This window comes from Allobosea sp. FBZP-16 (assembly GCF_002831785.1).
Classification (GTDB): domain Bacteria; phylum Pseudomonadota; class Alphaproteobacteria; order Rhizobiales; family Beijerinckiaceae; genus Allobosea; species Allobosea lupini.
This window is the reverse complement of the sequence record NZ_LNCQ01000006.1, coordinates 222,259-246,486: the sequence shown is the minus strand read 5'-3', so window position 1 is coordinate 246,486 and position 24,228 is coordinate 222,259. Positions and strand designations below refer to the sequence as shown.

Genomic DNA, 24,228 nt, shown 5'->3' with positions numbered 1-24,228 from the left:
GGCTGGCGCGTCCGGCTGGCGCGCCCGAGACCGGCCCGCTCGCCTGGTCCGACCTGCAACGCTACCTCAAGGAGAGTGTCGAGGCGGCAGCCCGGCGTGACAGCGGCCGCGAGCAGGCGCCGGAGATCGATCTCGCCTCGATCGCCTTGCCGGTGGCGCAGCCGGTGCCGGCGGTGGCGCGTGCCGTGGCAGTGGCGCGGGACGAGGCCAACTGGCAGCTGGCCAAGGCGGCGGGCGAGCGCAGCGCGCTCGAGGGTTACGTCGCGCGCTGCGGCGAGACCTGCGGCTATCGCGAGGCCGCGATGGCGCTGCTGCTCGACAAGCGCCGCAGCGGCGAGGCCGCGAGCGACGAGCAGAACTGGGTGAGGCTGGGCGGCTCCGGCCGCTATGAGGACTATCTCAAGGGGTGCGGCACGATTTGCGCCTATCGCTCCCTGGCCGAGGACTATCTTCGATTGTCAGGTTCAACCGACGCTGTCGCGCCGAAACCTTCGCGCTCCCCGGCTCCTAATGATAAATCTCGTGATAGTGCTAAGCCAAGCCAGCCCCCGAAACCAGAAGTCAATGAGTCTCGTCAAAAGCAGGCTACTAACATGCCCGGAAGGGCAGGACGTCCAACGAACAAGACCGTACAGTCTCGCAAATGGGATACAGCCTGCGACAATGGAATTGTCGTCAATGTAATAGAGACGACATCGAAAGACAATTCTTACGGCGAGATTTTAATAAAAAGCCCAGCCAGATCAAACATGTTCGTCATTTTGATATATAGTAACGGACAACATATGGTACTTAATGTAGAACCTACTAGCGATCGGAAAATTAACACTAGACATGATGAGCGAATTACTGAAGTAAGATGCAGCCCCGAAAGAATCCGCATCCCCGACGCAAACGAACTTTGATTACAACGCGGGCCACACGATCGCGGGGCGGATGGCCGGCAATTCAGGATCTGGTGGTGCGGCGCCGCCGATCGATCTCTCGCTGCCGGAGGCGACGCTCGACCTCTTCCTCGATCGCATCGTCCTGCGCCTGGTCGCGCAGAAGCTTGAATAGGCCCTCGGCTGCGGCCGCGATCCGCTCATTGGCCGCCGTGGTACGCGCCTGTTCGGCAGCGAGCTCGCGGATCGGCTGCATGTCGGCGATCGTCACGCCCGGGATCACGCGGTCGCCGTTCTGGGCAGTCGCCGGCGCCTTGCGGGTCTTGAAGTACTCCCGCAGCGCATAGATGCCGATGCCGATACCGGCGATCAGCGTGCCGATAATGTTCTCGGTGGTGAGCGCGCTAGGGTCGGTCATCAGAGACGGCCTTGTCCATGCTCCCCGCGTCACGTGTCGCGGCGACGATGTTCATCGCGTCGAGCACAAGCAGGCCGGGATACACAGCAAGGCCAGTCGTCGCCGCATCGGAATTCCACAGACCGAACGAGATCTGGAACCATAGGAAGCATGTCAGGAAGCTCGCCAGTGCCCTGACATGCGGCGACCAACGCCCGTACCAGGTCCGGGAAAAGGTGCCGTTGATGATGAGCGCAAGGAGTCGGAAGGCGCCGATCGAGATGGCAAGTTTGCCCCAGGCCTCTTCGCCCATCATCGCCGCCATCTGCGCCCAGGCCGGGCTGGCAGCGCATGCATCCGCCGGCTTCAGCAGGATCCAGCCCCAGGCGATTAGGATGCAGGCCAGCACCCATTCCGACCGGCGGGCCGGGAAATGATCGTGGATGCCGAGATACAGCCTGACAGGCAGCGGCTTGTCGCGATGGGGCATCACTGGCCCTGCCCTATCGTGTCGTGACGGATGGATCGTCGACCCTGGCCGCAATCTCCGGCGTGGTGACGATCTTCGCCACCTCCGGCAAAGCCGCGGCAGCAGCCACCAGGCCCGCCTTGCGCCGCACGTACAGGCCATACGCCGCCGTCAGGATCGTGATCACCGCCCCGACAATCGCCTCGAGCGTGCCGCTATCCAGATAGCCTTTCGTCACGAGACCGCCGCCGACGGCCAGAAGGATCTGGCGCAGGAAGCTCCAGAACTGAACGTTGTTGATCATGCTGCTCTCCATGCTGCTGCTAGTGGTGAACTCGGCTTGCTCGAAACGGCCGATTGATCGGGATTAAGGGCGCTCCAAGGCCTTGAAGAGCGCGCGTCTTGGAGTAGGCTGAGAAGCGTTCGAAACTCGGGGGGATGTTCCGAACGGCTGCCGGTCGCCCCGACCCCCCAGCCAGTGGCACCGGCAGCTTTTTCTCGCCGACCTCAGACCAGGCGGCCGAGTTCGTCCTTCCGGACGTCGAAGCTCGGGCAGGCCTTGGCCGCGTATTGGTTGTGGCCAGTCACCTTCTTGACAGTCGGATAGCGCTCGATCAGCGCCTTTACGTGCGCCAGCAGCGCGGCCTTCTGCGCCGGGGTCCGCGTGTCCTTCGGCGTCTTCCCGTCAGCGGCAACGCCACCGACGTACACGACGCCGAGCGTGCCGGTGTTGTGGCCAGCAACGTGCGAGCCGATCTGGGCCTCGTGACGGCCGGGCTTCACGGTGCCATCAAGCAGCACGACCCAGTGGTATCCGATATCCTTCCAGCCTTGGCCGATGTGCCAGCTGCGGATGGTATCGACTGAAACGGAGCGCCCTTCGGGCGTCGCCGTGCAGTGGATGATGATCTCGTCGATGCGACGGGTGGCCTTGGGCTGGGCAAAGACAGAGGCCGTCGCCCGCTGAGGTTCAGCGTTCGTAATGGTCGTGCTCCGGGTAAGGAAAAGCCGCCGGAAGGCGGCACGGGAACTTGTGTTGTCAGGAAGCGTTCAGCTGCCGCGATCGATCATCGCGACGGGAGGAAACCTCATGCGGTTCTCAATTCTTGCCCCAGCTCTGATCCTCGGTGCGCTCGCCTCGAGCGCCTGGGCAATGCCGGCTCCGGAGATCCCGGCGCCGAACGACATCCATCGTGTGCAGTTGCAGTGCACACCTCAAAGCTGTGTCGACCCGCGGACTGGCGTCTACACGCAGTCAACCTGCGATCGATATGGCTGCCGCCCAATCAGCGGCCCTGTCGGCCGGGTCCGCGGTGGTGCTCCTGGCTACGGCGGATATGACGATGACTACGAGCGCCCTCGCCGGCGACAGTGGGATAGAGGCGGCTACGGCGACGGCGTCGACTGCAATCCCAGCCGCTGCATCGTCGATGGCCGCGTCTGGGAAAGCACCTGCGACCGACGCGGTTGTCGTCCCTTGAGACCAGCACGCGGCTCTAGGTGGTAGAATATCCCTCGGATATGAAAATGCCGCCCGGAGGCGGCGCGAGAAGGGGATCGGGGCGCGGGGCCGACTAAAGACGCCGCGTGAACAGGCCCAACCCGAAATAGACAACAAGACTTACGGCTGCTCCAGTGACCGCCCAGATTGCAGCGCTCACCAGATTTGATGCTGTGAGAAGATACTTCATCCCACTGTTGCCCTTTGCTCTGACGCTCCAAGCTACCTTGATGGGAAGGCTCGCGACGACATCCTTAGGTCGATCTGCTGGGGTCGACAGAACATCGATCGAGATCAGAAAGACGCCGACTTCTTGGGTGTAATCCGCCAACTCCAAGTGAGCGGGTCTGACGAGTTTACCTTCGGCGTATTATGTACGAGGCCGATATCGAAAGCGTCCGAGCCCTCCGACAAAATGGCCGAGACCAGCTAACCAGTTGCAGATGCCGCCTTTTCACTATCTGCCCCCGGCGGCTCAACCACGAAAAGTTCGATGTCGGCCGGCTCAAATACAAGAAATTCGCGGGGGCGATTGAGATAAGCATTCTTCGTACTGAGTGAATTCGCCTCTCCGCCGCTCATTCCGATCAATGAAGGCAAATCAACCGGGCGCGTAATTTCTACGGCCGTGACTGTAAATTGCAGCGCAGCTCCGAAAATTGCTCCACATAAGGCCGAGGAGATTGTCGGACGCATCTCTAGGACGTCGACCTCTCTGTTTTAATGGGGTAAGCGGCAATCTAGTCGAGCTCGACCCAGAGCTGGTTCTGCGGGTAGGTATTAGCAGAGACCTCGGCGTTGTTCGCGGGAAAGTTCGGATCATAGGCGTCGTATGGGTCCGGATCGAACATCACGAGCCCGTCGCCGCCAGGGTTCTCGCCGACGGTATTATCCCAGTTGGTGGCTTGGCCCATCGATGCTGAGGAGCGCGACCGCGCCCAAATCTCGACGCGCCATAGCCCGGGTCTACCCAACCGACCGAGCTGAACGATGGCGTCGCATATTTGTGACGATCACTTTGGCCGCTGGGGAACGTGATCAGCGACGGCAGAATGTTTGCACGGACAAAGCAGCCGCGAATCTCCGGAGGGCGAGACCAAAACGGGTCGGCCGTGCCAGGCCAGTTGTTTGCGGTAGAGGGGCCGCGCAGACCAGCGCTGATGGCATAGACTGCCATCCGGTCCATACGATCAGCTAGCCTCAGGCAGGCGTTAAAACCGAGCCGAAAACGCGTTCTCCGCTCGACCTGAAGCCCGATCGTGAACTGCTCTACCCGTCGCCAGTTCCAGAACATGTCGTTCTTGGTCGTGTGCGTCTTGGCGAATTCTCCATGCGTGATCAACGGCACGGTCGCCAGAGCCGGCCGTGGCAGAATGAGAGGCGAGGCCGCCGCGGCAACCCCGAGCTTTAGAAATCGACGACGATCCATAGATCTCTTCCCTGCCCCAGCGTCGCTTAGTACATCGCGGCGAGATCAACCACTGATTGTTTCGGCTTGGGCCATCTCTTCTCGCCTGCCGGCGTCACGCCTCCGCGATCGGCCAACTCCTGCATGCGATGCCGAACGGCCTGAATCCAGGCGACGCCCGCTGCGAAAGTTTCTGCGAAACTTTGCTCCTCGGCCGAACGCTGATCGGCCGGCGCGCCAGCTATCACCGCCATAGTGGCGGACATGTTGAGCTGTGCAGTGGTCGAGATGACAGACGTGATAAGCGAAAATGCCTCATCTTTCAGTGCTGTGAGGGGCATACGGTTGGCGTCGTGAGCGGCCAGCACTGCTTTGACGCCGGACTTCTGCTTCGTGCTGAGCCCCGCGAGCCCTTGCAAGTCGCCATCTCCGCTCCAGGAGATGGGCAGGCCGCCGAGGCCAGCGGCATCAAGCTCGGCGCCAAAGGTCGGTCCAATCGGTTTCATAATCACCTCAGAGAGACGTGAACAAGACAGGATGGTGCTGAGGCGCTGTTGCCGCCCCAGGTGCCGGTGCCTGAGGAATTGTAGCCGGTGAGCGTCGCATAGTGCCGCCCGACCGTCAGGCCAGAGGTTTGCTGGTGAGCTGCAACGGGCCCCCCGGACGTGCCGAATACGGCGGAAATGCCAGAATTATTCGTGACAGTGCCATCGTAGGTGACCACCGAGTAGGTCGTGCCTGAGGCTCCTGAGTTGAAACAGTAGCCGGTAGCGAAACCGTCGACGAGGTCGTCGGGATAGCAGACGAAGTTGCAGCGGATCTCGGTGTTGATTTCGGCCGGTGAGCCCGATCCTGCAGCCGTCGACCGGTCCGCCGTAAAGCGGTTGAACCCGCGCTTCGATTCTCGATTGAAATAGGATCGGACGAGTCGATTGGAGAAGCTGTCTTCCCAAGCGCCGGACGCGTTGGATCCGGCGATGCCCACATGGGCCCGAGACGGATCGCCATTCTTGATTGGCGTGCCGTCCGAGCCGATGACGTATGATGTCGTCGACTTTTCAAGCTGCAGCGCGCCACTGCCGTCGACATAGGCATAAATGAAGTAGTCGACGCTGTTGCTGTTGCCCGCGGTGGACAACGCCGGGCCGACAAGCGGAACCTCGACCGGCTGCCCATTGACGATCAGCTGCGAGCCATTCTTCCGCGACAGGCGCAGGGCCGTGCCATCGAGCCATAGAACGCAATTGCCGGTAAGGCCCACCATCGCCGCGCGCGCGTCGCTAGGCAGCATTGAGATGATGCAGATATTCGTGCCGTCGTCGATCGTGGGATACCAACGGCCGTTCTGAATGTCCCCGATCGCGGGGTTCGAGCCATCAGCCTTTTTCAGCGGTCGAGCACCAAGCGTGGAGACGTTAGCAGTGACGCTAGTGTTGGTGTTCGTCGCCGGCGCCTTGATCCAGAGAACCCGGCCGGCCGAATAGGCCGGCACGGCAAGAACGGGTGTCACCACCCAAGCGTTGGCAGTCCCCGTAGCAACCGCATAGCAAATTCGGCCCGACTGGACCGCCTCGGCGACCTGCTGCATATTGGCATTGGAAGGCGTGATCGCCGAGAGTGTTATCAGCCCCCCAAGCTCTGCGTACAGAGCATTGAAGAGGCCGTTGAACAGAGGCAAGCTCAGCGGCCCGCAGCCTAACCCGTCCTCGATCTCGCCTGCGGTCGGCATGCGCTTGTCGCCGTTCGCGTGAGCGAACGCCGGGGAAAAATCCGCCATGTTGTCCTCTGAAGGTTAGACGACGCAGAAGTAGGTGTGCGGGTCGCTCGCACAGAGCCAGCTGGCGTCCTCGCAGAACCCGGCCCAGCCCGCTCCGAACCCCGCGATTGGGCCCGTGCCGATGTGCATGTAGGCCTTGATCCCCGGCGCGATCGGGAAAACGCGGAAGGCAATCGGCAACTGCGCCGTTTCGGCGGCGGTCAGCACCCGGCCAGGCGACAGGATGACACGGCCGACCGCGGCGTCCGCAACCTGTGCCGTCTCGCCCCAGACCTGCCGGATCGCGGTCTGAAGCGATGCGATGTCGTAGAGGCCGAGCATCTGATAGCGACGGGCGCGGAGGTACCTGCGATAGACTTCGTCGTCGTCGATGCAGACCTCGCCGTCGCCCAGAGTCGGGCAATCGACCCAGCTTGATCCAGGCGAGCAGAATCCAACGAGAGTGTAAGGTCCCGCATATTCTTCGCAGTCGAAGCCTGCGACGGGCGGCGTGGCGCCGCAGACGCAGTGGCACCGCGGGAAGCCGAGCCATTTACCGAGGATCGTGAGTTGGTCTCCGACCGCTGTGTCGAGGTCGAAGAAGTCGGGCAGGCTGCAAAGGCTGATCGCAGCGCGCTCGCCCTCCGCTAGGATATTGCGGACCAGACCGAGGAACTTCGTCGCCTCGCGGTACTGCGTGGCGACCCGGTCGATTTCAGTTTCGACGAGGTCGCCGGCGACAGGGCAAGAACGCTCCGCCATCACGCCACCGAGACGGTGATCTTGTCGACTGAGATCTGCATGATCTGGAAGAACGAGATCGCCAGCGGAACAAGCGTCGGGGTGGCAGGGATGACCCCCGCCCTCACCTCCTGGACCTCGAGCATTGGATACCGGCTCTCGACGATGCGTCGGACAAGGAACTCCGTGACGTCCTGACCATTGCGGGGGCGCTCCGAGCCCGTCATGCCTTGCGCAATGCCTGCGGCGATGACCGGCGCCGCCGGCGGCGGACAACCATTTCGGTCAGGACGCGCGATGACGTCGACTTCTAGCTCGATCGGGATCACCTCGGGACGAATGATCCGCACGGAGCGGCAGAAGCCTTCGATCTCAGTCTCGACCGTCGTGTTGCCGTACGTGCCGATACCAGGAACGACGTAGGCGCGGATCGTACGCGCGATCTCGTCATCATCTCCGCCGAGCACGGCCACGGCGACGCTATGGCCGCTAATGCCGTCGCTATCGGCGGCGTCGAGATCATTGACGAAGGTCTGCGCATAGGTGACGCCCGTCAGAGCCGACAGCGCCTGCGAGAGGTCGCTCATGTCAATGCGGGCGCGGCCAGCATTGGTGATCGCCTGCCGGAACGCGAGATCGCTTTCGCTTTCCCCCCCGGGAAAGGAGGCGCAACTTGGCGATCTGATTGAGGCGAGCACCTTCGGCCTGGTCCGGGTCGAGGCTCTGGTAGACTGACAAGGCCAGCTCCCAGAGGCTTGCCGCCAGGTCCGCGTGGAGGCCATTGATCTCGCCCAGCGGGGAGGCCGCAGTCTGAATGACGCCCGGGCCGAACGTCGCGACGTTCGCCGCTTCCAGGTCGGCAAGGATCTCCGGCAGCCGCTTGAGTTCAAAGCCGCTCGGAATGACGCCATAGGGCATGGTTTGCCTCAGAATTCGATATCGATGAGGTCGTCGAGGACGGTTGCGATCTGGCACCGGTCGATGTGGAGCCCGCGCGAGGCGCGGTCGTAGCGTGCCTCGAACTCGATGATCTCAGCCACGCCGGGCGTGGCCATGATCTCCGCCTTGATCACAGCCTCGGCGAGCTCAATCTCGGATGGCGGCCTGCCTAGGACATGATCGAGCCAGGGCACGCCCGCGGCTTCGTTCAGGAACCATTCGCCTGACCACAGCATCAGCCGTTGCCGGATGTGCTGGCCGATCGCTTCACCCTCGGTGACGAGCACTGGCGAGCCGGTCGCGTCGAGCTGCAGGTCGTTATGCGGCAGTATGCTGAGGCCGACGAACTGCGCCATCGTTCAATAGCCCCTGATGCTGCCGATCCGGACGAGCAGGGTATCGGCCGCGGCCATGTCGCTGGGCCGCATCGGCGACCCGCCGTTCTGGTGATTTTTGAAGATGGTGACGAAATCGCCCAGGATCTCGAAGAGGGTTTCGCCACCCGCCTTGAGGTCTACCCGCCCATCAGGCGCGATAATGAGCTTGTCGGCCCCATCCGGGCCGCCGACAATCGCTTGGGAGCCATCGGCCCGCAGCTGAAGACCCTTCTTGCCATCGGTCGTCCCGATATGGGCGCCGCCCTCAGGCATGTTCGTCATGACCTTCGAATCCTCGCCGCCGCCCGGATAGGCGACCGCGTCGGAGAGGTCATGCATCCGGCCAGGCGCGTTGTCGGTGTTGCCGCCCTCCGTTTGGCTCTTGTCGACGCTGCGCTGCCGGATCATCAGCGTGACGGGGTCGCCGGGCTTCAGATCGTAATGCACCCCGAAGCCGCCGCCGCCAGGCATAGCGACCTTGATTTCCTTGATGTCGGGCGCTTCCAGCACCTTGTCGCCGAACTTTCGCTGAAGCTTCGGCTTGATCGTGGCCCGCTGCGTTGTCCGGTCGAATGAGACGATGACACCATCGATGACGGTGTTGATTTCCCGGCACTCTGCCTCGATGGCGGCCGCCAGTGCCTCCACAGGACTGCGGCGCGTCGACGATCCTTGATAGCCTGCCATTACTTCCTCACCTTGCCGCCTTCGACGCGGTTGCCCTCAACCTCGACGAAATAGTCCTCGCCGCGGTTGGAGCCTGAGAAGGTGCAGCTCGAAACGCGGAAGATGCCGCCGCCCTCATCCGACTTGCGCTTGTCGCGGCCACTGTCCTCGTCGAGAAAATCGGAACGCACATCGATCTGGCGACCAGGCATGATGTTGGCGTTCAGCAGCCCCTTCACCTTGACGCCCTTGTCAGTGATCTCGGGGACGCCAATCATTCCGGTCTCAGAGGACACCACGACAGGCCCACCGTCCTCGATCACCTCGTCGTATTGGACGACCTCGACCTGACCGTTCTGGACGCTCCAATAGAAGCCGTTGGAACGGCCGAGCGAGTCGAGCGCCTGGAAGCCCCAGCCGAAGAGCGAGACGGGCCGCGAGAACGGAGCCAGTTTGGCGATGCCCGCAGAGAGATTGCCGAGCGTCGTCTTCGGCATCTCCTTAACGACATACTCGATGACCTCCTTGGGCTTCGTCCCGGCATCGAACGTCTTGCTGACTGCACCCTTGTTGATACCCTCGTCGCCGTCACCGCACTCGATCTCGGACTGGATGTCAGCGGTTTCCTTGGTGTGCGTGACGTCCCGGATCGAGCCCTTGAACAGGACGGTCTTGGGGCCATCGCGGTAACCGACCTTGAGCTCGATCTGGTCGAACTCTTCTCCGAGCTGCTTGCGATGCGACTTGGTCAGGTTCCACACCGAGATCGTCGCGGTGTTCTGCTTCGATCCGATCGATTTCTGGACCGAGAAGTCGATCTTGAGATCCTTCACCGTGATCGTGCCGGCAGAGCCCGAGATCGTGACCTCGATCTCGCGCAGCCACTGCCGGGTCATGCCGATTCCTCGGCCACATGGAAGAGCCGGACGACACCGCTTGGAAGGTTGTCGCGGTTCGGCTCCGCCTCCTGGTCACCCCAGCCTGCGGCAATGATCGAGCCGATGCCGAGCCGAAACGGCGCAACGAGATCGACGCCCGTCACAATCCGTCTGCCGGCGAGCACCGGAACGCCCTCAACGGACAGATCGAACGACCAGCGATCAGCCCAGGTCGAATAGTTGACGCGGAAGTCGCAGCGCTTGTCGGAGAGCGTCGTGGTGAACGCCTGCGACGGCGCCGACGTGATCGGCAGCTCGCGAATGACGGTGGCCATGGACAGGACTCAGCTCTTCTGCGCGGCGTAAGCGTTGGCCAGCGTGTTGTTCGTGTTTGCTGGGATGTTCTGCGCCGGTCGAGCCGCGACCTGGCCGCGCTGAGAGGTCTGCTTGGCCGCATCGCTCTTGGATTTGCCGCCATTCGCAGCGTCGTCCTTGCCGCCGCCTTCCGTGTCGACGATCCGGACTTCCTGCAGCTCGCATTCGAAATGCAGAACCTGGCTGTGCTCCGGATCTCGGGTGGCAGTCAGTTCCTTGACCAGCATCGAGTTGTAGATGACGAGCCCGGTGACGAGGTCGAACGGCTCGGCCTTCTGCTGGAACTCGAGCAACTGCTTCCACGCCTGTTTGGCGCGGGCACGGCCGACGACCGCCTCCAGGCGGACGATGTAGGGCTTCGACCAGGCATGGTCGCTGATCTTCGCCCCGCTCTCGACCGGGTGCTCAGCGATCTCCATCTCTGCCCGGTGCTCTTCGCGCATCACCGCGTCGAGCTTCACCGGGCCGATCTTGCGGCTGATGACGATGCAGGTCACGGCGATGCGGCTGACGCCGTCCCGGAGTTGGAGCCCTTCGCAGAGATGGCGCCAAGAACGCCAGCGCCCTGCGCTTTCAGCTTGCCGGCCGCCTGCTGGATCGACTGGTCGATCATTTGCTGCACTTTCCGCGCCGCTTCGGCGTCGAAGATGCCCGAGAAGGTCGCCGTAGCAGTGGCAGTCGCGGTTAGATTGTTCTCGACCTTGTTCTGCGCCGCCGCGTTCTTCATCTTCGAGGCGTTCATCTCAGGCGAGAGATCGGCCTTGATCTTCGGGACAGATTGGAGAAGCGACTTCAGCCCGTCCAGCCAACCCGGCGTCGGAGCGGGCATGGACATCGTGGGGGCGGTCGGAGCGCCCGGGCCCATACGAGCCGGAGCCGCAGCCAACGCTACGGAGCGCGGATTCCATTCAGGCAGTGCGCCGAGGGGCGACGCCGAAGAATCTGCACGGTTCGGCGGCAGCGGCGACTCGCTGGAAGTGCCGTATCGAGCCTTTCGAGCCGCAGCCCGTGCTTGGACGTCGGCCTCGAAGCGATTTTGGGAGGCTTCGGCTGCACGCTCTGCTTCCTCGACAGTCCGGGGAGCGCTCATGACACGGCCGCGGTTCGCCTCGCGCTCCTGCTCGGTTCGCGCGTTGCGTTCGCCCACTGTCTCCGAAATCAGGCCGATTTTCTTGGCAAAGCCGACTACGCCGTCCAGAAAAGTGTTGAGGGGGGGGAGCAGCTGAGTTGCGACCACAACTCCGAGCTCGGTGAAGCGCGTCGCGACGCCTTGGAGAACGGCGTCAAACTTGAGCCCGGCCTCTGCCGCCTGCTTTGCGACCTCTGCTTGCTGCTGCTCGCTGCCCGGCGACGTAGTCGACATCAATGATGCCATACGCTCGTACATCGCTCGCAGCTCGGGCATCGACTTTTCGTCGATCAGGACCTTGAGCTTGCCCTCGATGCCGGCATTCTCGGCGAGTTGGTCGGCCTTGCGCTCTTGCTCTAGAGCCTGCGCGCCCACCTTGCGCTTCTGGCGCGGATTGGCCGTCGTTCCCTGCTTCGTCCGGAGAGCCTGGGCCTTGCCCTGCGCCGTCTTGTAGGCCTCGACCACATCGAGGAGCAGCGCGGAGGAGTCGCGCATCTTGCCGTCGGCGCCGATCGCCAAGCTGCTATCGATGCCGAAATCCTTGAGTTTTTTCTTGGCCTCTTCGCCTTCCTCACCGCCCTTTTTAATGGCCTTGGTGAGTTCGTTCATCTTCTCGACCGCGGCCTGGGCGGACTTCTCCGCTTCGTCGCCGAGCCCGAGGCCCTTGAAGACGTTGGTGACGGTTTCAAGGTTTCCGGCGGTCGTGCCGGCCGTCTTGGCCGTGAGCGCCATCTCGCGGCGGGCCAGCGCGGCCTTGGCCCCGATTGCCGCAAGGACACCGGCGAGAATGCCGCCACCGGCAACTAGTCCGGCGAACGCTGCGACCGAAACATCGGCCCGGCCCATCTCGACCGCTGCAAGGCGGAGAAGGACGCCGACGACCATACCCGCGCGGCCAAGGCCAAGCGCAACAAGCGCGCGGAACTCGGCATCCGCCCGCCATCGCGGCTGCGCGGCCCAGCCTTCCCGAAATTCGCGCCGCAACGCTCGGCCACCCGAGCACTCGGCAAGCCCCTTCCGCCCCGGAGGTTCGTATGACCGTCCGCTACTACATCCCAGCCGATAGCGAAGCCGGCGCCCGCAAGGTTGTTGACCGGATCGAGCGTGGCATCGTGCCCGCCCTGCCCGAGTATCTGGATCCAGTGCTCGCGGCGGAGGCTTTCGATCGCTACCCGCCCAGCGGCAAGATCGGTATTCGACTGTGGTGCGTCGAACGCCGCGCGGTCGATGACGGTCGTATCGTCAATGCCTGGATCATCGACGAGATCGGTGAGCGCGCTGCAGCCTTCCTGATCACTGTCGTAGGTCCGTTCGCGGTCGGCATCGCCAGCCTGTTCGAGGTGATGGCATGATCACGTGGCAAGGCTTCTCCGCCGGGATCATCGCGGCATTGGTCGTCTACGCGCTCATCCGAGCCGCACTGTGGATCGCGGACTCGCGCGCCACCCCCGAGCCAATGCAGGACGCCCCCGGCGACTGGCCGCATATGGGCGGGAGGTGAGGATGCCCTCACTGATCCCCATGGCGCAGGCCGCTGAAGTGCTCGGGATCTGCGAGCGGCAGTTGCGCAAGCTGATTCGAAGCGGCGATGTTGCTGCAGTCGACGTCGGAACTGGAGGCCGCCCGGCGTGGCGGCTTTCCCCTTCCGATCTCGACGACTTCATCGCGCGCAGGAGGCGCACTCAATGGCAGCCAAGGTCAGAGGACTCTACTGGGACGAAAAGGCCGGCGTCTACGCCTACGACTTCAGGGTTAGAGGTCATCGATTTCGCGGCTGTACGGGCGAAACGGAGCGCAGAGCGGCAGAGAAATTCGTCAAGGACAAGCGCCGGGAAGCGGACACGGTTGCGGCGCAGGACGCCGGACACGAGCCGATGACCTTCGCCGTGGCATCAAGCCGCTGGTACGGAGAGAAGGGCGGCAAGCGCGCCCGCTCGACAGAGGTCGAGCGCTATCTCGAATGGCTCCAGACAAAGGTCGGCAAGAGCACGCTGGTTAGCAAGATCGATGACAATCTCGTCGCGCGGCTGGTCGTCCAGCGCCAGGCTGAGAAGGTCGCGGACTCGACGGTCAACCGGACGGTGCTGGAGCCGCTGCGGGCGATCCTGCGCCGGGCCTCACTGTGGGGCCAGAAGGTCGCGAAGATCGAATGGGCGGAGCACCTGCTCGAGGAACCGAAGGAACGCGTGCGCGAGCTGACCGACACCGAAGAGGAGAAGCTCTTCGCCAAGCTGCGCCCATCCTATCAGGCGATCATCCGTTTCGCGGTACTGTCAGCTCTGCGCCGGCACGAGTTGCTGGCAATGCGGTGGGAGCATGTCGACTGGGGCGGTCGCAGGTTGAACCTCGTCGGCAAGGGGGAGGTCATCGCCTTCATCCCGCTCTCGGTCGAGATGGAGCGCATTCTGCGAAGCGTCATCCCCGCGGGCGAGACGAGCCCAACCGGCCCTGTCTGGCTCTACAAGCCGGAGCGGCACGAAGAAGGCGCCGATAACCTGACGCCGCGGCCGATTACCATGGAAGGGCTCAAGACCGAGTTTCGCCGCGCCCGAAAGCGCGCCGGCATGAAGTCGTCCAAGGCGGATCCGCTGATGGGCTACCGCTTCCACGACAACCGGCACACTGGCATCACGCGCCTGGTCAGGGACAGCGGCAACCTGAAGCTCGGGCAGAAGCTGGCCCGGCACGCCTCGATCGCGACGACGATGAAGTACGCTCACGCGACGGAGGACGATCTGCGCCGCGCGATGGATTCCGCGCATTCTTCCCGCGAAAGTTCCCAGGAGACGGGAACCGAGGCGAAAAACACCAGCGATATCAAGAGGATTGGATGATTAGGCAATCTGCTCCCAAAGCAGATGCGCTACCGGGCTGCGCTATACCCCGAATATCCTGCAAGTGCATGGAATCACTTACCGAACCGTCGCCGTACCTCGACGAGGCGAAGCAACGCGCTACGCCATAGCATCGAACAGGCGGGATGGGAACAGCCCGCGCAGCCGCAATGCCTAGACGACGATGAGATCGCGCGAGCTGCGTGACAGCAGTTCGCAGCCGCCCCGGGTGACGAGGACGTTGTCGATGAGGCGCGCGCCCAGCCCTTCCTCGTGCAGGAAGACCGGCGGCTCGACGCTGACGACCATGCCGGCGCGCAGGGTGTAGCGGCTGCCGCCGATCATGTGCATCGGCTCGCCCCAGCTCGGCGGAAAGCCGGGCGCCAGCCCGTAGCCAGAGGTGTGGACGCGGCCATGCTCGAGGCCGGCCTCGCCGATCACGCGCTTGGCCGCGTCGTGCGGAGCGGTCGCGGGCGCTCCGTCGCAAATCTCGGCGATGCAAGCGTCACAGGCGCGGCGGGCTATTTCGTAGAGATCGCGCATCCTGGCGTTGGGCTGGCCGAGGCAGAATTGCCGGCCGAGCGTCGCGGTGTAACGCCGGACCGTCGCGCCGTATTCGACGCTGCCGTAGTCGCCGGCCTGCAGCCGGCGCTCGGTCGGGGCGCCATGGCTGTAGCAGGAGCGTTCGCCGGAGACGAGGTTGATCGGGCTCGCCGCCAGGCCGCTGCCGCGCGCCAGCAACGCGCCATAGACCTCGCCGGCGACCTCGAGTTCGCTGCGGCCGACGCGCAGCGCCTTGCCGAAGACGCTGAGCGTATCGTCAGCGATCGCCGCCGCCCGCCTGATATAGCCGAGCTCGGTCGGCGATTTCACCAGCGTGAGATCGTGGACGAGATTGGTCGCTTCGACGAAACGCGAGCCGAACAGGTCGCGGATCGCGCTGTAATGATGCGGGTGCAGATAATAGGCCGGCACCTCGACGCCGATCTGGCCGGCCAGCATGCCGAGTTCGTCGGCGAGACCTGCGAATCGCGGAATCGGGTCCTCGTTCTCGCCACCTCCGAAGGTCTCCAACCGGTCGACCAGGGCATCGTCGAGGATCTCGGCCCGCTCGCCCTCGCGCGCCATCATCGCGATCGGCCCATCCGCCGCCGGCACCAGCAGGCACTGGAACTCCTGGTAGCTCTTGGCGTCCGAGCCGGTCAGCCAGCGGATCGAGACGGGATGGAAGAGCACCAGCCAGTCCAGCCCCTGTTCCGCCATCGCCCGCCGCACTTGGGCGCGCCGTTCGGCGAATTCCTCGACCGCGAAGTCGTGCCTCGACATCTCCCGCGCCGCTCTCAGAGCGCGGGCAGCGGCTGCATCGGCCCGCCCAGCCATTTCCTGTGGAGTTCGTCGAGATCGCCGTTCAGCGTGCTCTGGAAGATCAGCGTGTCGAGCCAGCGCAGCAGGTCGTGCTCGCCGCGGCGGATGGTGATGTGGGCTGGGGCCCGCCGCAGCGCGAACTTGAAGTCGAATTCCTTGCTCGGGTTCTGCTTGGCGAGTTCGACCACGACGACGCTGTTGGCGGCAAGCAGTTGTGCATGGCCGGCCAGATAGGCCTGCACCGCCGTGGCGTTGTCCTCGGTGCGCATGATGTCGGCCGAGGGCGCCAGCGCCGAAAGGACGAGGTCCTCGGTCGTACCCTTGGCGACGGCGATGCGGTTGCGGCCGAGATCGGCGCCCGCTTTCACCGCCAGCGCCTTGGCGCCGTAGACGGCGAGCGCGGTGTCGGCATAGGGCGCGCTGAACATCACCTGTCGAGCGCGCTCTGCAGTGATCGACATCGCCGCAATGTTCATGTCGGACTTGTCGGTGAGCAGGAACGGAATACGGCTCGCCGCCGGCACCGGGACCAGCTCCAGCTTCACGCCCAGCGACTTGGCGACGAGCTTGGCCATGTCGACGTCGAAGCCTTCGAGCTCGCGCTTGGCGTTCATCATGCCGAAGGGCGGCACATCGGCGAAGACGGTGATGCGCACTACGCCCTTCGACAGGATGTCGTCGAGCTTGTCCGCATGGGCCTGCAGGCTGGCGACCAGCCCGGCGAACAGGGCAAGGGCGCCGAAGATCGCCGATCTGAAAGCGTGTCCCATGATGCTCCCCCGATTTGTCGTTGATGCCGGCCGCTTCTGCAGCCGGAAGGCCGGTCGCACCTGCCCTCATCGGCAGACCGACGATGACCTAGCGGAATGCTATCGGTTTCGTATATGCAGTCAAGCTTCGCTAATAAAGCAAGCCGGAGAGATCCGATGACGGCCGAGACCGCCGCCGATGCCCGCTCCCGCCCCTATCCGGCGCCCGCTCTGGAAAAAGGCCTGGAGATCATCGAGTTGCTGGCGCTGGCGCAGACGCCACTTTCAGCGCGGGCGATCGCAGAGCGGCTCGGGCGCTCGAAGAACGAGATCTTCCGCATGCTGTTCGTGCTGATCGAGCGCGGCTATCTCGACCGCGATCCCGCGACCGACGAGATCGCACTCAGCAACCGCCTGTTCGAGCTCGGCATGCGGGTGCCGCGCGCCCGCGACCTTGTCGAGATCGCGACACCGGCGCTGGAGGCCCTGAGCGAGACGATCGGCCAATCCTCGCATCTGGTCGTGCTGAGCAAGGGCGAGACGGTGGTGATCGTCGCGATCGCCGGGCCCGGCGACATCAATTTCACGCTGCGGCTGGGCTATCGCCGGCCGGCCGCCGCCTCGACCTCGGGCCAGGTCATCCTCGCCTTCCGCGATGGCGCTGATTCTGATTCCGGGCTGGCAGCCATCGCCGCGGATGGCTTCCTGATCGCCGACAGCCACGACGTCGTCGGCGTGACCGACATCAGCGCACCGATCCTCGACCGCAAGGGCCAGGCCATCGCCAGCATCGTCGTGCCCTATCTGAACCGGCGCGAAGCGCGTCCGCAGCATCGCGAGGCGCTGGCGGCGTTGCTCGCCACCTGCCGCGCCATTTCCGAAAGACTGGGGTGAGCCGGACGTCCGGCCCAACAGTCAGGCCAAGAGAAGGTCAGCGCTTGAACAGCGGATGCTCGACCTTGTCGCCGGGCTTGATGCCGAGCTTCTCGGCGATGCCCGCGTTGAGCTCGAGCACCGACAGAACCGGCTCGCCCGAGGGAATCGTCCGGGTCGAGAGCGGCTCCGCCCGCTCGGCGATGCGCGCGACCGTGCCGTCGGCGCGGATGAACAGCATGTCGAGCGAGATATAGGTGTTCTGCATCCACATCGCGACCGGCTCGACCTGCTTGAAGTCGAAGAGCATGCCGCGATCGGCCGGCATGAACTGACGGTGCATCAGGCCCCGCGCACGCTGCTCCGGCGTTCGCATCACCTCGACCTGGAAGGTGTGACGTCCCGAGCTCGTGACGATGGCGAGCGGCTCCAGCCCCGCAGCTGGCGCGCCCTGCGCTTCGGCGGATTTGGGCAGCATAGCAAAGGCACCGGCGACCAGCACGGCGGCGAAGACGCCCCGCAGCACACGTTCTACAACAGACATCATCGCGCCTCGCGCCCCAAAGCCATCCCCGCGGCAGCCTTGCCGCGGCCTCGTGGCGGTTCTGGGGCCAATGGCACAAAGCTGCGCCCCTCCGTCAAGCTTTTCGCCGATCGGCACCGCTCGCATCTTCCTTTCGCCGCCGCCTTGCGGCAGGGTCTGCGGCGACTTCCCACCGGAAGCGAATTCGCCGTGCCGTCGGCGAATCCGCCTCTGACGTCACCAATCGGAGCTTGGCCCGGGCTATGCGCTCGCGGGCCTCGACGATGCTTCAGGAGACCATCAATGACGATCTTGTCCGGCCGCCGCCTTGCCAGCTCCCGGCCGCTGCCCACGGCGGGGCTCCTGCTCCTCCTCCTGACGGGCTCAGCTTCCGCCGCCGACTTCCAGCTCGACAATCTGAAGCTCGACTTCGGCAAGTTCGTCGTGTCGATCCCGAAGCTCGATGTGAAGGGTACTCCGCTCGACCGCGACAGCTTCCGCGCGCTGCTCCTGTCAGGCACCAGCGCCGCCCCGGCCGGCGGCGTGGCCGGCGCGAGCCAGCCCGGCGAGAGCGCAATCACCCGGCTCGGCAAGCTCACGGCCAGCGAGATCAGCGCCCCCACCCTGGTGATGGAACAGAGTTTCGGCCCACAGAAACAGGTCACCACCTATCGCAACATCAAATTCTTCGACATCAGCGAAGGCCGGATCGGCCGCGGCGAATCGAGCGACGGCACGATCAAGGTCGAGGGCGCGGCCACCGGCCCGATGAACGGCGAGATCAAGCGCACCAGCTTCGAAGTGCTCGACCTGATGCAGATCGCCCGCATCTTCGGCGAGAAGGCCAAGCCCGGCGAGACCCCTCCGCTGCAGCCGATCATCGGCAAGATCGACCAGGACGGCTACGTCCTCGACCTCGGCGAACAGGGCAAGGTCACCGCCGGCAAGGCCTCGATCCGCGGCTTCAAGGCGCGCGTCGCCTCCGAGCCGATGGGCGAGTTGCTGACCCGCATCGCCGAGCTCAGCGACGAATCGGAGAAGGCCTCGCGCAATCTCAACAGCAAGGAAGACCCGGCGATCAGCGAGGCGCGCGACCGCAAGCTGCTCGTCGCCATGGCCGAGATCTTCGACGCCGTCGACTATGGCAGCGGCGAGGTCCGCGACATCGTGATGGCGCTGAAGACGCCGCCCAAGCCCGGCGCCAAGGCGGAGCCGGTCGACATGCGCTTCTCGCGCATCGCCTTCGGCGAGGACGCCCCCGAGAAATCGGGCGTCGCCATCGAGGGCCTGCAGTTCGAAGGCAGCGGCGCCAAGGGCGTCATCGGCCTCATCGGCTATTCCGGCTTCTCGCTGGAAGGTGTCATCCGCGAGATCAAGGCCGTCGCCAACTCCGCGGTCGACATCAAGGCGCTCGACTTCCGCCGCTTCATCCCGAAGCTCGGCACGGTCAAGATGAGCGGCGTGCAGATGAGCGTGCCGCAGGACGGCAAGCGCGGCCGCCCGGCCGGCCCGCCGATCCAGGTCGGCCTCGGCAATTTCGAGCTCAAGGCCGGCGAGCAGCTTAACGGCATCCCGACCGACATGACGCTGACGCTCGACAAGATCACCTTCCCCATCGTCGAGAGCGCCGACAATCCCGCCGCCAAGGACCTGCTGGCGATGGGCTACCGCAATATCGACCTTTCGGCGAAGCTCTCCCTGGCCTGGCAGGAGGCGAGCAAGGAGTTCGCCATCCGCACGCTCTCGCTCGGCGGCGCCGGCATGGCCAGGCTCGACGCCACCGGCATGCTCGGCAATATCGGCAAGGAGGTCTTCACCGGCGATATCGCGCTCGCGCAGGTCGCGCTGCTCGGTGCCACCGCCAAGACTGTCGAGCTGAAGCTGCAGAATCTCGGCCTCGCCGAGAAGCTGATCGAGAACGAGGCGAAGAAGTCGAAGCGCAAGGTCGAGGACGTCCGGCGCGAATACGGCATGATGGCGAGCCTCGGCCTTGCGGCCATCCTTGGACCCTCCGATGGCGCCAAAGCGCTGGCGAACGCCGTCGCCCGCTTCGTCGCCAAGCCGGGCACGCTCACGGTGAAGGCCACAGCCAAGACACCGGCCGGTCTCGGCCTCGCCGATGTGATCGCGCTCGGCGAACCGACCGAGATCTTCGACAAGATCAACGTCGACGCCACGGCGGAGTGAGGTCGGCGCGTTGAGCTCGCCAATCCTGCCTGCTCCGGACGCCGACTGGCGTCCGGACGCCCTTGCCATCTGGTGGGCCGGTCTCCCAACCGGCCCACGCGGCTTTCTGCGCCGCTGGATCAACCCGCACAACCAGACACGCCTTCATCTCGCCAATCTGGTGGCGCGTCGGCCCGGCCAGATCACGATCGGCGCCTATTCCTATGGCCGGCCCAAGGTCCGCTTTCCCGAGAGTGGCGCGAAGCTGACGATCGGCCGCTATTGCTCGATCGCCGACGGGATCGAGATCATGCTCGGCGGCAATCACCGCACCGAATGGGCGACGACATATCCCTTTCCCGCCATGTCCGGCCTCTGGCCCGATGCCGCGGGCTTGGCCGGAGCCGATGTCTCGCGCGGCGACGTCGTCATCGGCTCCGATGTCTGGCTGGGCTCGCAGGCGCTCATCCTCTCCGGCGTCGGCATCGGCCATGGCGCAGTGGTGGCGGCGCGCGCAGTGGTGACGAGGGACGTGCCGCCCTATGCGATCGTCGCCGGCAATCCAGCCCGCATCGTGCGCTACCGGATGAGCGAGGAGCGCATCGCGGCGTTGCTGCGTAGCAGCTGGTGGCTGCTCCCGGAAGCCGAGATCAGGCGGCTCATTCCGACGCTTCTGTCCGAACGGATCGAGGACCTGCCCGGCGCGGCACCTTAGCTCATCGCAAGACAGGGTCCGTGCCAGCAAGGAGGGGCTGCTCACTCAGCCCCTGTCGCGCCAGTGCGCTGCGACCGGCCCGGCCGGCGAGCGCGCCCAGTGCCGAGCCAGCATGGGCGTACATCTTGTCGCGATTCAGGATCAGGCCGTAACCGATTGCCTTGGCGAGGTTTTCGGCGATCTTTCCTGAACCTGGCAGCGGCAGTCCCCATTTGCGCGCGACATGATGTTCCGACCAGGCGAGATGCCAGCGCGCCGTGAAGCGGCGCTGCGGCGACGGGGCACTCGACTTGCCGCGCCCGTGACGCGCGCCCGCCCCATCGACATGGATCAGCGCGTGACCAGCCTCGCGCAGGCGGCGGCAGAGATCGTCGTCCTCGTAGAACAGGAAGATCGCAGGATCGAAGCCGCCAAGGCCCAGGACGACCTCGCGTCGCAGCAATAGGCAGGCGCCCGACAGGAAGGGCAGGCAGGCATCGCCCTCCGGCAACACGATCCGGCGCGCCCGGTTGAGATGATCGGGCGAGAGCAGCGAGCGCGGCTGCAGGAACACGCGCCCCGACGGCTCGACCAGCCGCGGCGCGAAGGCGGCGGCGTCAGGATAAGCTTCCGCCGCCGCCAGCAGGGCTGCGACCGACCCGGGCTGGATTTCGAGATCGGGATTGACGATCAGGACGAAGGGCGTCGCCGCCGCGCGTGCGCCCTGGTTGTTGGCGCGGCCATAGCCCTCGTTGCGCTCGTTGCGCAGGACCCGGGCACCATGCCGCTCCGCGAGCTCAGGCGAAGCGTCGCTGCTGGCATTGTCGACGACGATGGTCGCGACGCCCTCGCCTGCCAGCGCGGCGAGGCAGGCTGGCAGTACCTGCTCACTGTCGAAGCTGACGACGATGGCGGTGACGTCGGTGGCGGAATGGCTCATGGCCTGCATCTGCGCGGGATGAGCGGCTTTCGGCAAGAGCCGATCAGCGCTTGGAACCCAGGCGCAGCTCCGCCTGGAGCCGTTCGCGCTCGGACGCCTCGCAGCGGCGCGGCGCGTTGTAGGACTTCACCGCATAGCTCGCATTGGCGGCAACGAAGCGCCCGCGCTGCTCGGCCGGCAGGCGCGCGATGATACGGCCGCGGTCGACCCTCAGCCCGCAATCGTAGGCCCGCGACACCTGCGCGGCCGTGGACTCGGGTGTGCCTGGCATCGGCCCCATGGCGGTGCAGCCGGCGAGGCCGGCGGCCGTGAGTGCGACGAGGCTGGGCTTCAGCGCAGCCATGGACGGTCAGGGCGCTTCGAAGCGGCCGGCGCGGACATCGTTCATCTTGCCGCGCAGCGTCGCCCGCTCCTCGGCGGTGCAGGGCTGCGGGCGGATGTCCTGGTTGATCGTCTCGGCCTCTGAGATCGTGACATAGGCCGAGCGGGCCGCGGCGAGCTGTTCGTCGCTCGCCCCGCGCGCCTTCTCGGCGGCGAGGAAGCGGTCCAGCGTCGTGCGCTGCGGCGAGCCGGCCTTGCAGGCGATCGCGCGCGAGACTGTCGTCGCCAGCAGGGAGGCGCGCCCGGCAGCGGTATCGGCATGGCCGGCGACGCAGGCACCGAGCGGCAGCGCGACGAAACAGGCGAGCAGCAAGGCTCGCCCGGCAGGCAGGAAGGCCATGGTTGCTCAGCCTTCCTTTTCGGGCAGGTTCACGCGCAGATGCGCTTCGCGCAGCTGCTTCGGCGTCGCCGGCGAGGGCGCGCCCATCAGGAGATCGACGGCCTGCTGATTCATCGGGAACAGCGCGACCTCGCGCAGGTTCGTCGCCCCGGCGAGCAGCATGATGATGCGGTCGACGCCCGCAGCCATGCCGCCATGCGGCGGCGCGCCGTACTGGAAGGCCCGGTACATGCCGCCGAAGCGCTCGATCACCGTCTCCTCGCCATAGCCGGCGATCTCGAAGGCCTTCACCATCGCCTCGGGGCGGTGGTTGCGGATGCCGCCCGAAGCGAGCTCATAGCCGTTGCAAGCGATGTCGTACTGGAACGCCTTGATCGAGAGCGGATCGTCCTCGACCAGCGACTTCAGGCCGCCCTGCGGCATCGAGAACGGGTTGTGCGAGAAGTCGACCTTCTTCTCGTCCTCGTTGTACTCGAACATCGGGAAGTCGACGATCCAGGCGAATGCGAAAGCGTTCTCGTCGATCAGCCCGAGCTCGGAACCGACCTTGTTCCGGGCGCTGCCGGCGAACTTGTAGAACTTGTCGGGATCGCCGGCGGCGAAGAAGCAGGCATCGCCGGCCTTCAGGCCCATCTGGGCGACGATTCCCGCGACACGCTCGGGGCCGATGTTGTTGGCGATCGGGCCTTGGCCCTCGCCGCCGTCCTTGACCATGAGATAGCCGAGGCCCGGCTGGCCCTCGCCTTGAGCCCAGGAGTTCATGCGGTCGCAGAAGGCGCGGGAGCCGCCGCCCGGCGCGGGGATCGCCCATACGCGGTTCTTCTCGCCCTCGAGGATGCGGGCGAAGACCTTGAAGCCCGAGCCGCGGAAATGCTCGGATACGTCCTGCATCTCGATCGGGTTGCGCAGGTCCGGCTTGTCGGAGCCGTATTTGCGCAACGCCTCGGCATAGGGGATGCGCGGCCAGTTCCTGGTGACGGACTTGCCCTCGCCGAACTCCTCGAACACGCCGGCGATCACCGGCTCCATCGTGGCGAACACGTCCTCCTGCTCGACGAAGCTCATCTCGACGTCGAGCTGGTAGAACTCGCCCGGCAGGCGGTCGGCGCGCGGGTCCTCGTCGCGGAAGCAGGGCGCGATCTGGAAGTAGCGGTCGAAGCCCGCCATCATCAGCAGCTGCTTGTACTGCTGCGGCGCCTGCGGCAGGGCGTAGAACTTGCCCGGATGCAGGCGGCTCGGCACCAGGAAGTCGCGCGCGCCCTCGGGGCTCGACGCCGTCAGGATCGGCGTCTGGAACTCGGAAAAGCCCGAGGCCTGCATGCGCCGGCGCAGCGAATCGATCACCCTGGTGCGCAGCATGATGTTGCTGTGCAGCTTGTCGCGGCGCAGGTCGAGGAAACGGTACTTGAGGCGGGTGTCCTCGGGGTATTCGAGGTCGCCGAACACCGGCAGCGGCAACTCGGCCGAGGGGCCCAGCACTTCGAGCGCGGTCGCAAAGACCTCGACCGCGCCGGTGGCGAGGTTGGCGTTCTCGGTGCCGGCAAGGCGCGGCTTGACCTTGCCGTCGATGCGGATGACCCATTCCGAACGGGCCTTCTCGGCATCGGCGAAGGCCGGCGAATCCGGATCGACCACGACCTGGGTCAGGCCGTAATGGTCGCGAAGGTCGATGAAGAGCACGCCGCCATGGTCGCGGATGCGATGGCACCAGCCGGAGAGGCGCACGGAGGCGCCGATGTCGCTCTCGCGGAGCGCGCCGCAGGTGTGGGAACGGTAGCGATGCAGGGTCACTGGCTTAAGCTTTCCGGGCGTCCATGCGGCCGTGGTCGGGCGCGCAAGCGAT

At 65.0% G+C, this 24,228-nt stretch carries 30 protein-coding genes and 2 pseudogenes; 8 read left to right on the top strand and 24 right to left on the bottom strand.

Translation table 11 applies throughout. The features are described 5' to 3' along the window. Window positions 1–905, top strand: a pseudogene (locus CXY91_RS30770) (hypothetical protein); the annotation flags it as partial. A 43-nt stretch (window positions 906–948) separates the two neighbouring features. Here CXY91_RS30770 and CXY91_RS01630 read toward each other — a convergent pair. From CXY91_RS01630 to CXY91_RS01555, 17 genes are all read right to left on the bottom strand, one after another. Continuing rightward, the gene (locus tag CXY91_RS01630) at window positions 949–1,302 is read right to left on the bottom strand and encodes a hypothetical protein (RefSeq protein WP_100959026.1); all 354 of its coding nucleotides are present in this window, start codon (window positions 1,300–1,302) and stop codon (window positions 949–951) included. Next, window positions 1,289–1,771 carry a hypothetical protein gene (locus CXY91_RS01625; RefSeq protein ID WP_100959025.1) on the bottom strand — a complete coding sequence of 161 codons (483 nt, stop codon included), beginning with the start codon at window positions 1,769–1,771 and terminating at the stop codon, window positions 1,289–1,291. The genes CXY91_RS01630 and CXY91_RS01625 overlap by 14 nt, the downstream gene beginning before the upstream one ends. A gap of 13 nt (window positions 1,772–1,784) precedes the next feature. Continuing rightward, entirely contained in the window at window positions 1,785–2,054 is a 270-nt protein-coding gene (locus CXY91_RS01620; RefSeq protein WP_100959024.1) for a Pam3-gp28 family putative phage holin, read from the bottom strand. A 203-nt stretch (window positions 2,055–2,257) separates the two neighbouring features. Beyond that, on the bottom strand, window positions 2,258–2,668 hold the full coding sequence (locus CXY91_RS01615; protein WP_282569355.1) for an N-acetylmuramoyl-L-alanine amidase: 411 nt from the start codon (window positions 2,666–2,668) through the stop codon (window positions 2,258–2,260). A 1,012-nt stretch (window positions 2,669–3,680) separates the two neighbouring features. Further along, window positions 3,681–3,947: a hypothetical protein gene (locus CXY91_RS29975; protein ID WP_158673228.1), complete on the bottom strand. Its 267-nt coding sequence runs from the start codon at window positions 3,945–3,947 to the stop codon at window positions 3,681–3,683. Window positions 3,948–3,991: 44 nt separating this feature from the next. Beyond that, a complete protein-coding gene (locus CXY91_RS29970; protein WP_158673227.1) occupies window positions 3,992–4,165 on the bottom strand; it encodes a hypothetical protein in 174 nt (57 codons plus the stop codon). Window positions 4,166–4,706: 541 nt separating this feature from the next. Next, window positions 4,707–5,165 (bottom strand): hypothetical protein, encoded by a 459-nt coding sequence (locus CXY91_RS01605; RefSeq protein WP_100959021.1) that lies wholly within the window; start codon window positions 5,163–5,165, stop codon window positions 4,707–4,709. A 2-nt stretch (window positions 5,166–5,167) separates the two neighbouring features. Further along, the gene (locus tag CXY91_RS01600) at window positions 5,168–6,436 is read right to left on the bottom strand and encodes a hypothetical protein (protein WP_100959020.1); all 1,269 of its coding nucleotides are present in this window, start codon (window positions 6,434–6,436) and stop codon (window positions 5,168–5,170) included. Window positions 6,437–6,451: 15 nt separating this feature from the next. Continuing rightward, window positions 6,452–7,177, bottom strand: coding sequence for a baseplate wedge 1 family protein (locus CXY91_RS01595; RefSeq protein ID WP_100959019.1), 726 nt, complete (start codon window positions 7,175–7,177; stop codon window positions 6,452–6,454). Beyond that, on the bottom strand, window positions 7,177–7,743 hold the full coding sequence (locus tag CXY91_RS01590; protein ID WP_100959018.1) for a hypothetical protein: 567 nt from the start codon (window positions 7,741–7,743) through the stop codon (window positions 7,177–7,179). Before CXY91_RS01590 ends, CXY91_RS01595 begins: the two co-directional genes overlap by 1 nt. 1 nt (window position 7,744) lies before the next feature. Then, complete coding sequence (locus CXY91_RS01585; RefSeq protein WP_100959017.1) at window positions 7,745–8,074, bottom strand: hypothetical protein; 330 nt, start codon at window positions 8,072–8,074, stop codon at window positions 7,745–7,747. 8 nt (window positions 8,075–8,082) lie between these two features. Further along, entirely contained in the window at window positions 8,083–8,451 is a 369-nt protein-coding gene (locus CXY91_RS01580; protein WP_100959016.1) for a contractile injection system sheath initiator, read from the bottom strand. A 3-nt stretch (window positions 8,452–8,454) separates the two neighbouring features. Further along, window positions 8,455–9,159, bottom strand: coding sequence for a Gp138 family membrane-puncturing spike protein (locus CXY91_RS01575; protein ID WP_158673225.1), 705 nt, complete (start codon window positions 9,157–9,159; stop codon window positions 8,455–8,457). Then, window positions 9,159–10,034: a phage protein gene (locus tag CXY91_RS01570; RefSeq protein ID WP_100959014.1), complete on the bottom strand. Its 876-nt coding sequence runs from the start codon at window positions 10,032–10,034 to the stop codon at window positions 9,159–9,161. The genes CXY91_RS01575 and CXY91_RS01570 overlap by 1 nt, the downstream gene beginning before the upstream one ends. Next, a complete protein-coding gene (locus CXY91_RS01565; RefSeq protein ID WP_100959013.1) occupies window positions 10,031–10,351 on the bottom strand; it encodes a phage baseplate plug family protein in 321 nt (106 codons plus the stop codon). The genes CXY91_RS01570 and CXY91_RS01565 overlap by 4 nt, the downstream gene beginning before the upstream one ends. Before the next feature lie 9 nt (window positions 10,352–10,360). After that, entirely contained in the window at window positions 10,361–10,888 is a 528-nt protein-coding gene (locus CXY91_RS01560; RefSeq protein WP_100959012.1) for a phage baseplate protein, read from the bottom strand. After that, window positions 10,885–12,504 carry a hypothetical protein gene (locus CXY91_RS01555; protein WP_100959011.1) on the bottom strand — a complete coding sequence of 540 codons (1,620 nt, stop codon included), beginning with the start codon at window positions 12,502–12,504 and terminating at the stop codon, window positions 10,885–10,887. Before CXY91_RS01555 ends, CXY91_RS01560 begins: the two co-directional genes overlap by 4 nt. 50 nt (window positions 12,505–12,554) lie before the next feature. On the opposite strand from CXY91_RS01555, the gene CXY91_RS01550 reads away from it, so the two are divergent. The 4 genes and pseudogenes from CXY91_RS01550 to CXY91_RS01540 all read left to right on the top strand — a co-directional run bounded on the left by CXY91_RS01550 (window position 12,555) and on the right by CXY91_RS01540 (window position 14,354). Next, window positions 12,555–12,872, top strand: a complete 318-nt coding sequence (locus CXY91_RS01550) for a hypothetical protein (protein ID WP_100959010.1) — start codon at window positions 12,555–12,557, stop codon at window positions 12,870–12,872. Further along, a complete protein-coding gene (locus tag CXY91_RS29965) occupies window positions 12,869–13,021 on the top strand; it encodes a hypothetical protein (RefSeq protein WP_158673224.1) in 153 nt (50 codons plus the stop codon). The genes CXY91_RS01550 and CXY91_RS29965 overlap by 4 nt, the downstream gene beginning before the upstream one ends. Before the next feature lie 2 nt (window positions 13,022–13,023). Continuing rightward, window positions 13,024–13,185, top strand: a pseudogene (locus tag CXY91_RS31265) (helix-turn-helix domain-containing protein); the annotation flags it as partial. 20 nt (window positions 13,186–13,205) lie between these two features. Further along, window positions 13,206–14,354 (top strand): tyrosine-type recombinase/integrase, encoded by a 1,149-nt coding sequence (locus CXY91_RS01540; RefSeq protein ID WP_100959008.1) that lies wholly within the window; start codon window positions 13,206–13,208, stop codon window positions 14,352–14,354. Window positions 14,355–14,528: 174 nt separating this feature from the next. Here the strand turns inward: CXY91_RS01540 and CXY91_RS01535 are convergent, their stop codons facing one another. Then, a complete protein-coding gene (locus tag CXY91_RS01535) occupies window positions 14,529–15,680 on the bottom strand; it encodes a M24 family metallopeptidase (protein ID WP_100959007.1) in 1,152 nt (383 codons plus the stop codon). Between the two features lie 14 nt (window positions 15,681–15,694). Then, complete coding sequence (locus CXY91_RS01530) at window positions 15,695–16,489, bottom strand: transporter substrate-binding domain-containing protein (protein WP_100959006.1); 795 nt, start codon at window positions 16,487–16,489, stop codon at window positions 15,695–15,697. Between the two features lie 156 nt (window positions 16,490–16,645). On the opposite strand from CXY91_RS01530, the gene CXY91_RS01525 reads away from it, so the two are divergent. Continuing rightward, a complete protein-coding gene (locus CXY91_RS01525; protein WP_158673222.1) occupies window positions 16,646–17,362 on the top strand; it encodes an IclR family transcriptional regulator in 717 nt (238 codons plus the stop codon). A gap of 37 nt (window positions 17,363–17,399) precedes the next feature. Here the strand turns inward: CXY91_RS01525 and CXY91_RS01520 are convergent, their stop codons facing one another. Further along, window positions 17,400–17,885: a DUF192 domain-containing protein gene (locus CXY91_RS01520; RefSeq protein WP_465246831.1), complete on the bottom strand. Its 486-nt coding sequence runs from the start codon at window positions 17,883–17,885 to the stop codon at window positions 17,400–17,402. A gap of 282 nt (window positions 17,886–18,167) precedes the next feature. Between CXY91_RS01520 and CXY91_RS01515 the strand changes: the two genes are divergently transcribed. Continuing rightward, window positions 18,168–20,051 carry a hypothetical protein gene (locus tag CXY91_RS01515; RefSeq protein ID WP_100959003.1) on the top strand — a complete coding sequence of 628 codons (1,884 nt, stop codon included), beginning with the start codon at window positions 18,168–18,170 and terminating at the stop codon, window positions 20,049–20,051. 106 nt (window positions 20,052–20,157) lie between these two features. Continuing rightward, window positions 20,158–20,745 carry a CatB-related O-acetyltransferase gene (locus tag CXY91_RS01510; RefSeq protein ID WP_091830551.1) on the top strand — a complete coding sequence of 196 codons (588 nt, stop codon included), beginning with the start codon at window positions 20,158–20,160 and terminating at the stop codon, window positions 20,743–20,745. A 1-nt stretch (window position 20,746) separates the two neighbouring features. Here the strand turns inward: CXY91_RS01510 and CXY91_RS01505 are convergent, their stop codons facing one another. From CXY91_RS01505 to aspS, 4 genes are read right to left on the bottom strand one after another with little or no spacing between them, the layout of a single operon-like run. Beyond that, window positions 20,747–21,664 carry a glycosyltransferase family 2 protein gene (locus CXY91_RS01505; RefSeq protein ID WP_100959070.1) on the bottom strand — a complete coding sequence of 306 codons (918 nt, stop codon included), beginning with the start codon at window positions 21,662–21,664 and terminating at the stop codon, window positions 20,747–20,749. Between the two features lie 43 nt (window positions 21,665–21,707). Beyond that, window positions 21,708–22,007 carry a hypothetical protein gene (locus CXY91_RS01500; protein ID WP_100959002.1) on the bottom strand — a complete coding sequence of 100 codons (300 nt, stop codon included), beginning with the start codon at window positions 22,005–22,007 and terminating at the stop codon, window positions 21,708–21,710. 6 nt (window positions 22,008–22,013) lie between these two features. Beyond that, the gene (locus CXY91_RS01495) at window positions 22,014–22,385 is read right to left on the bottom strand and encodes a hypothetical protein (RefSeq protein ID WP_091829648.1); all 372 of its coding nucleotides are present in this window, start codon (window positions 22,383–22,385) and stop codon (window positions 22,014–22,016) included. A gap of 6 nt (window positions 22,386–22,391) precedes the next feature. Continuing rightward, window positions 22,392–24,170, bottom strand: coding sequence for an aspartate--tRNA ligase (gene aspS / locus CXY91_RS01490; RefSeq protein WP_100959069.1), 1,779 nt, complete (start codon window positions 24,168–24,170; stop codon window positions 22,392–22,394). Window positions 24,171–24,228: the final 58 nt, after the last annotated feature.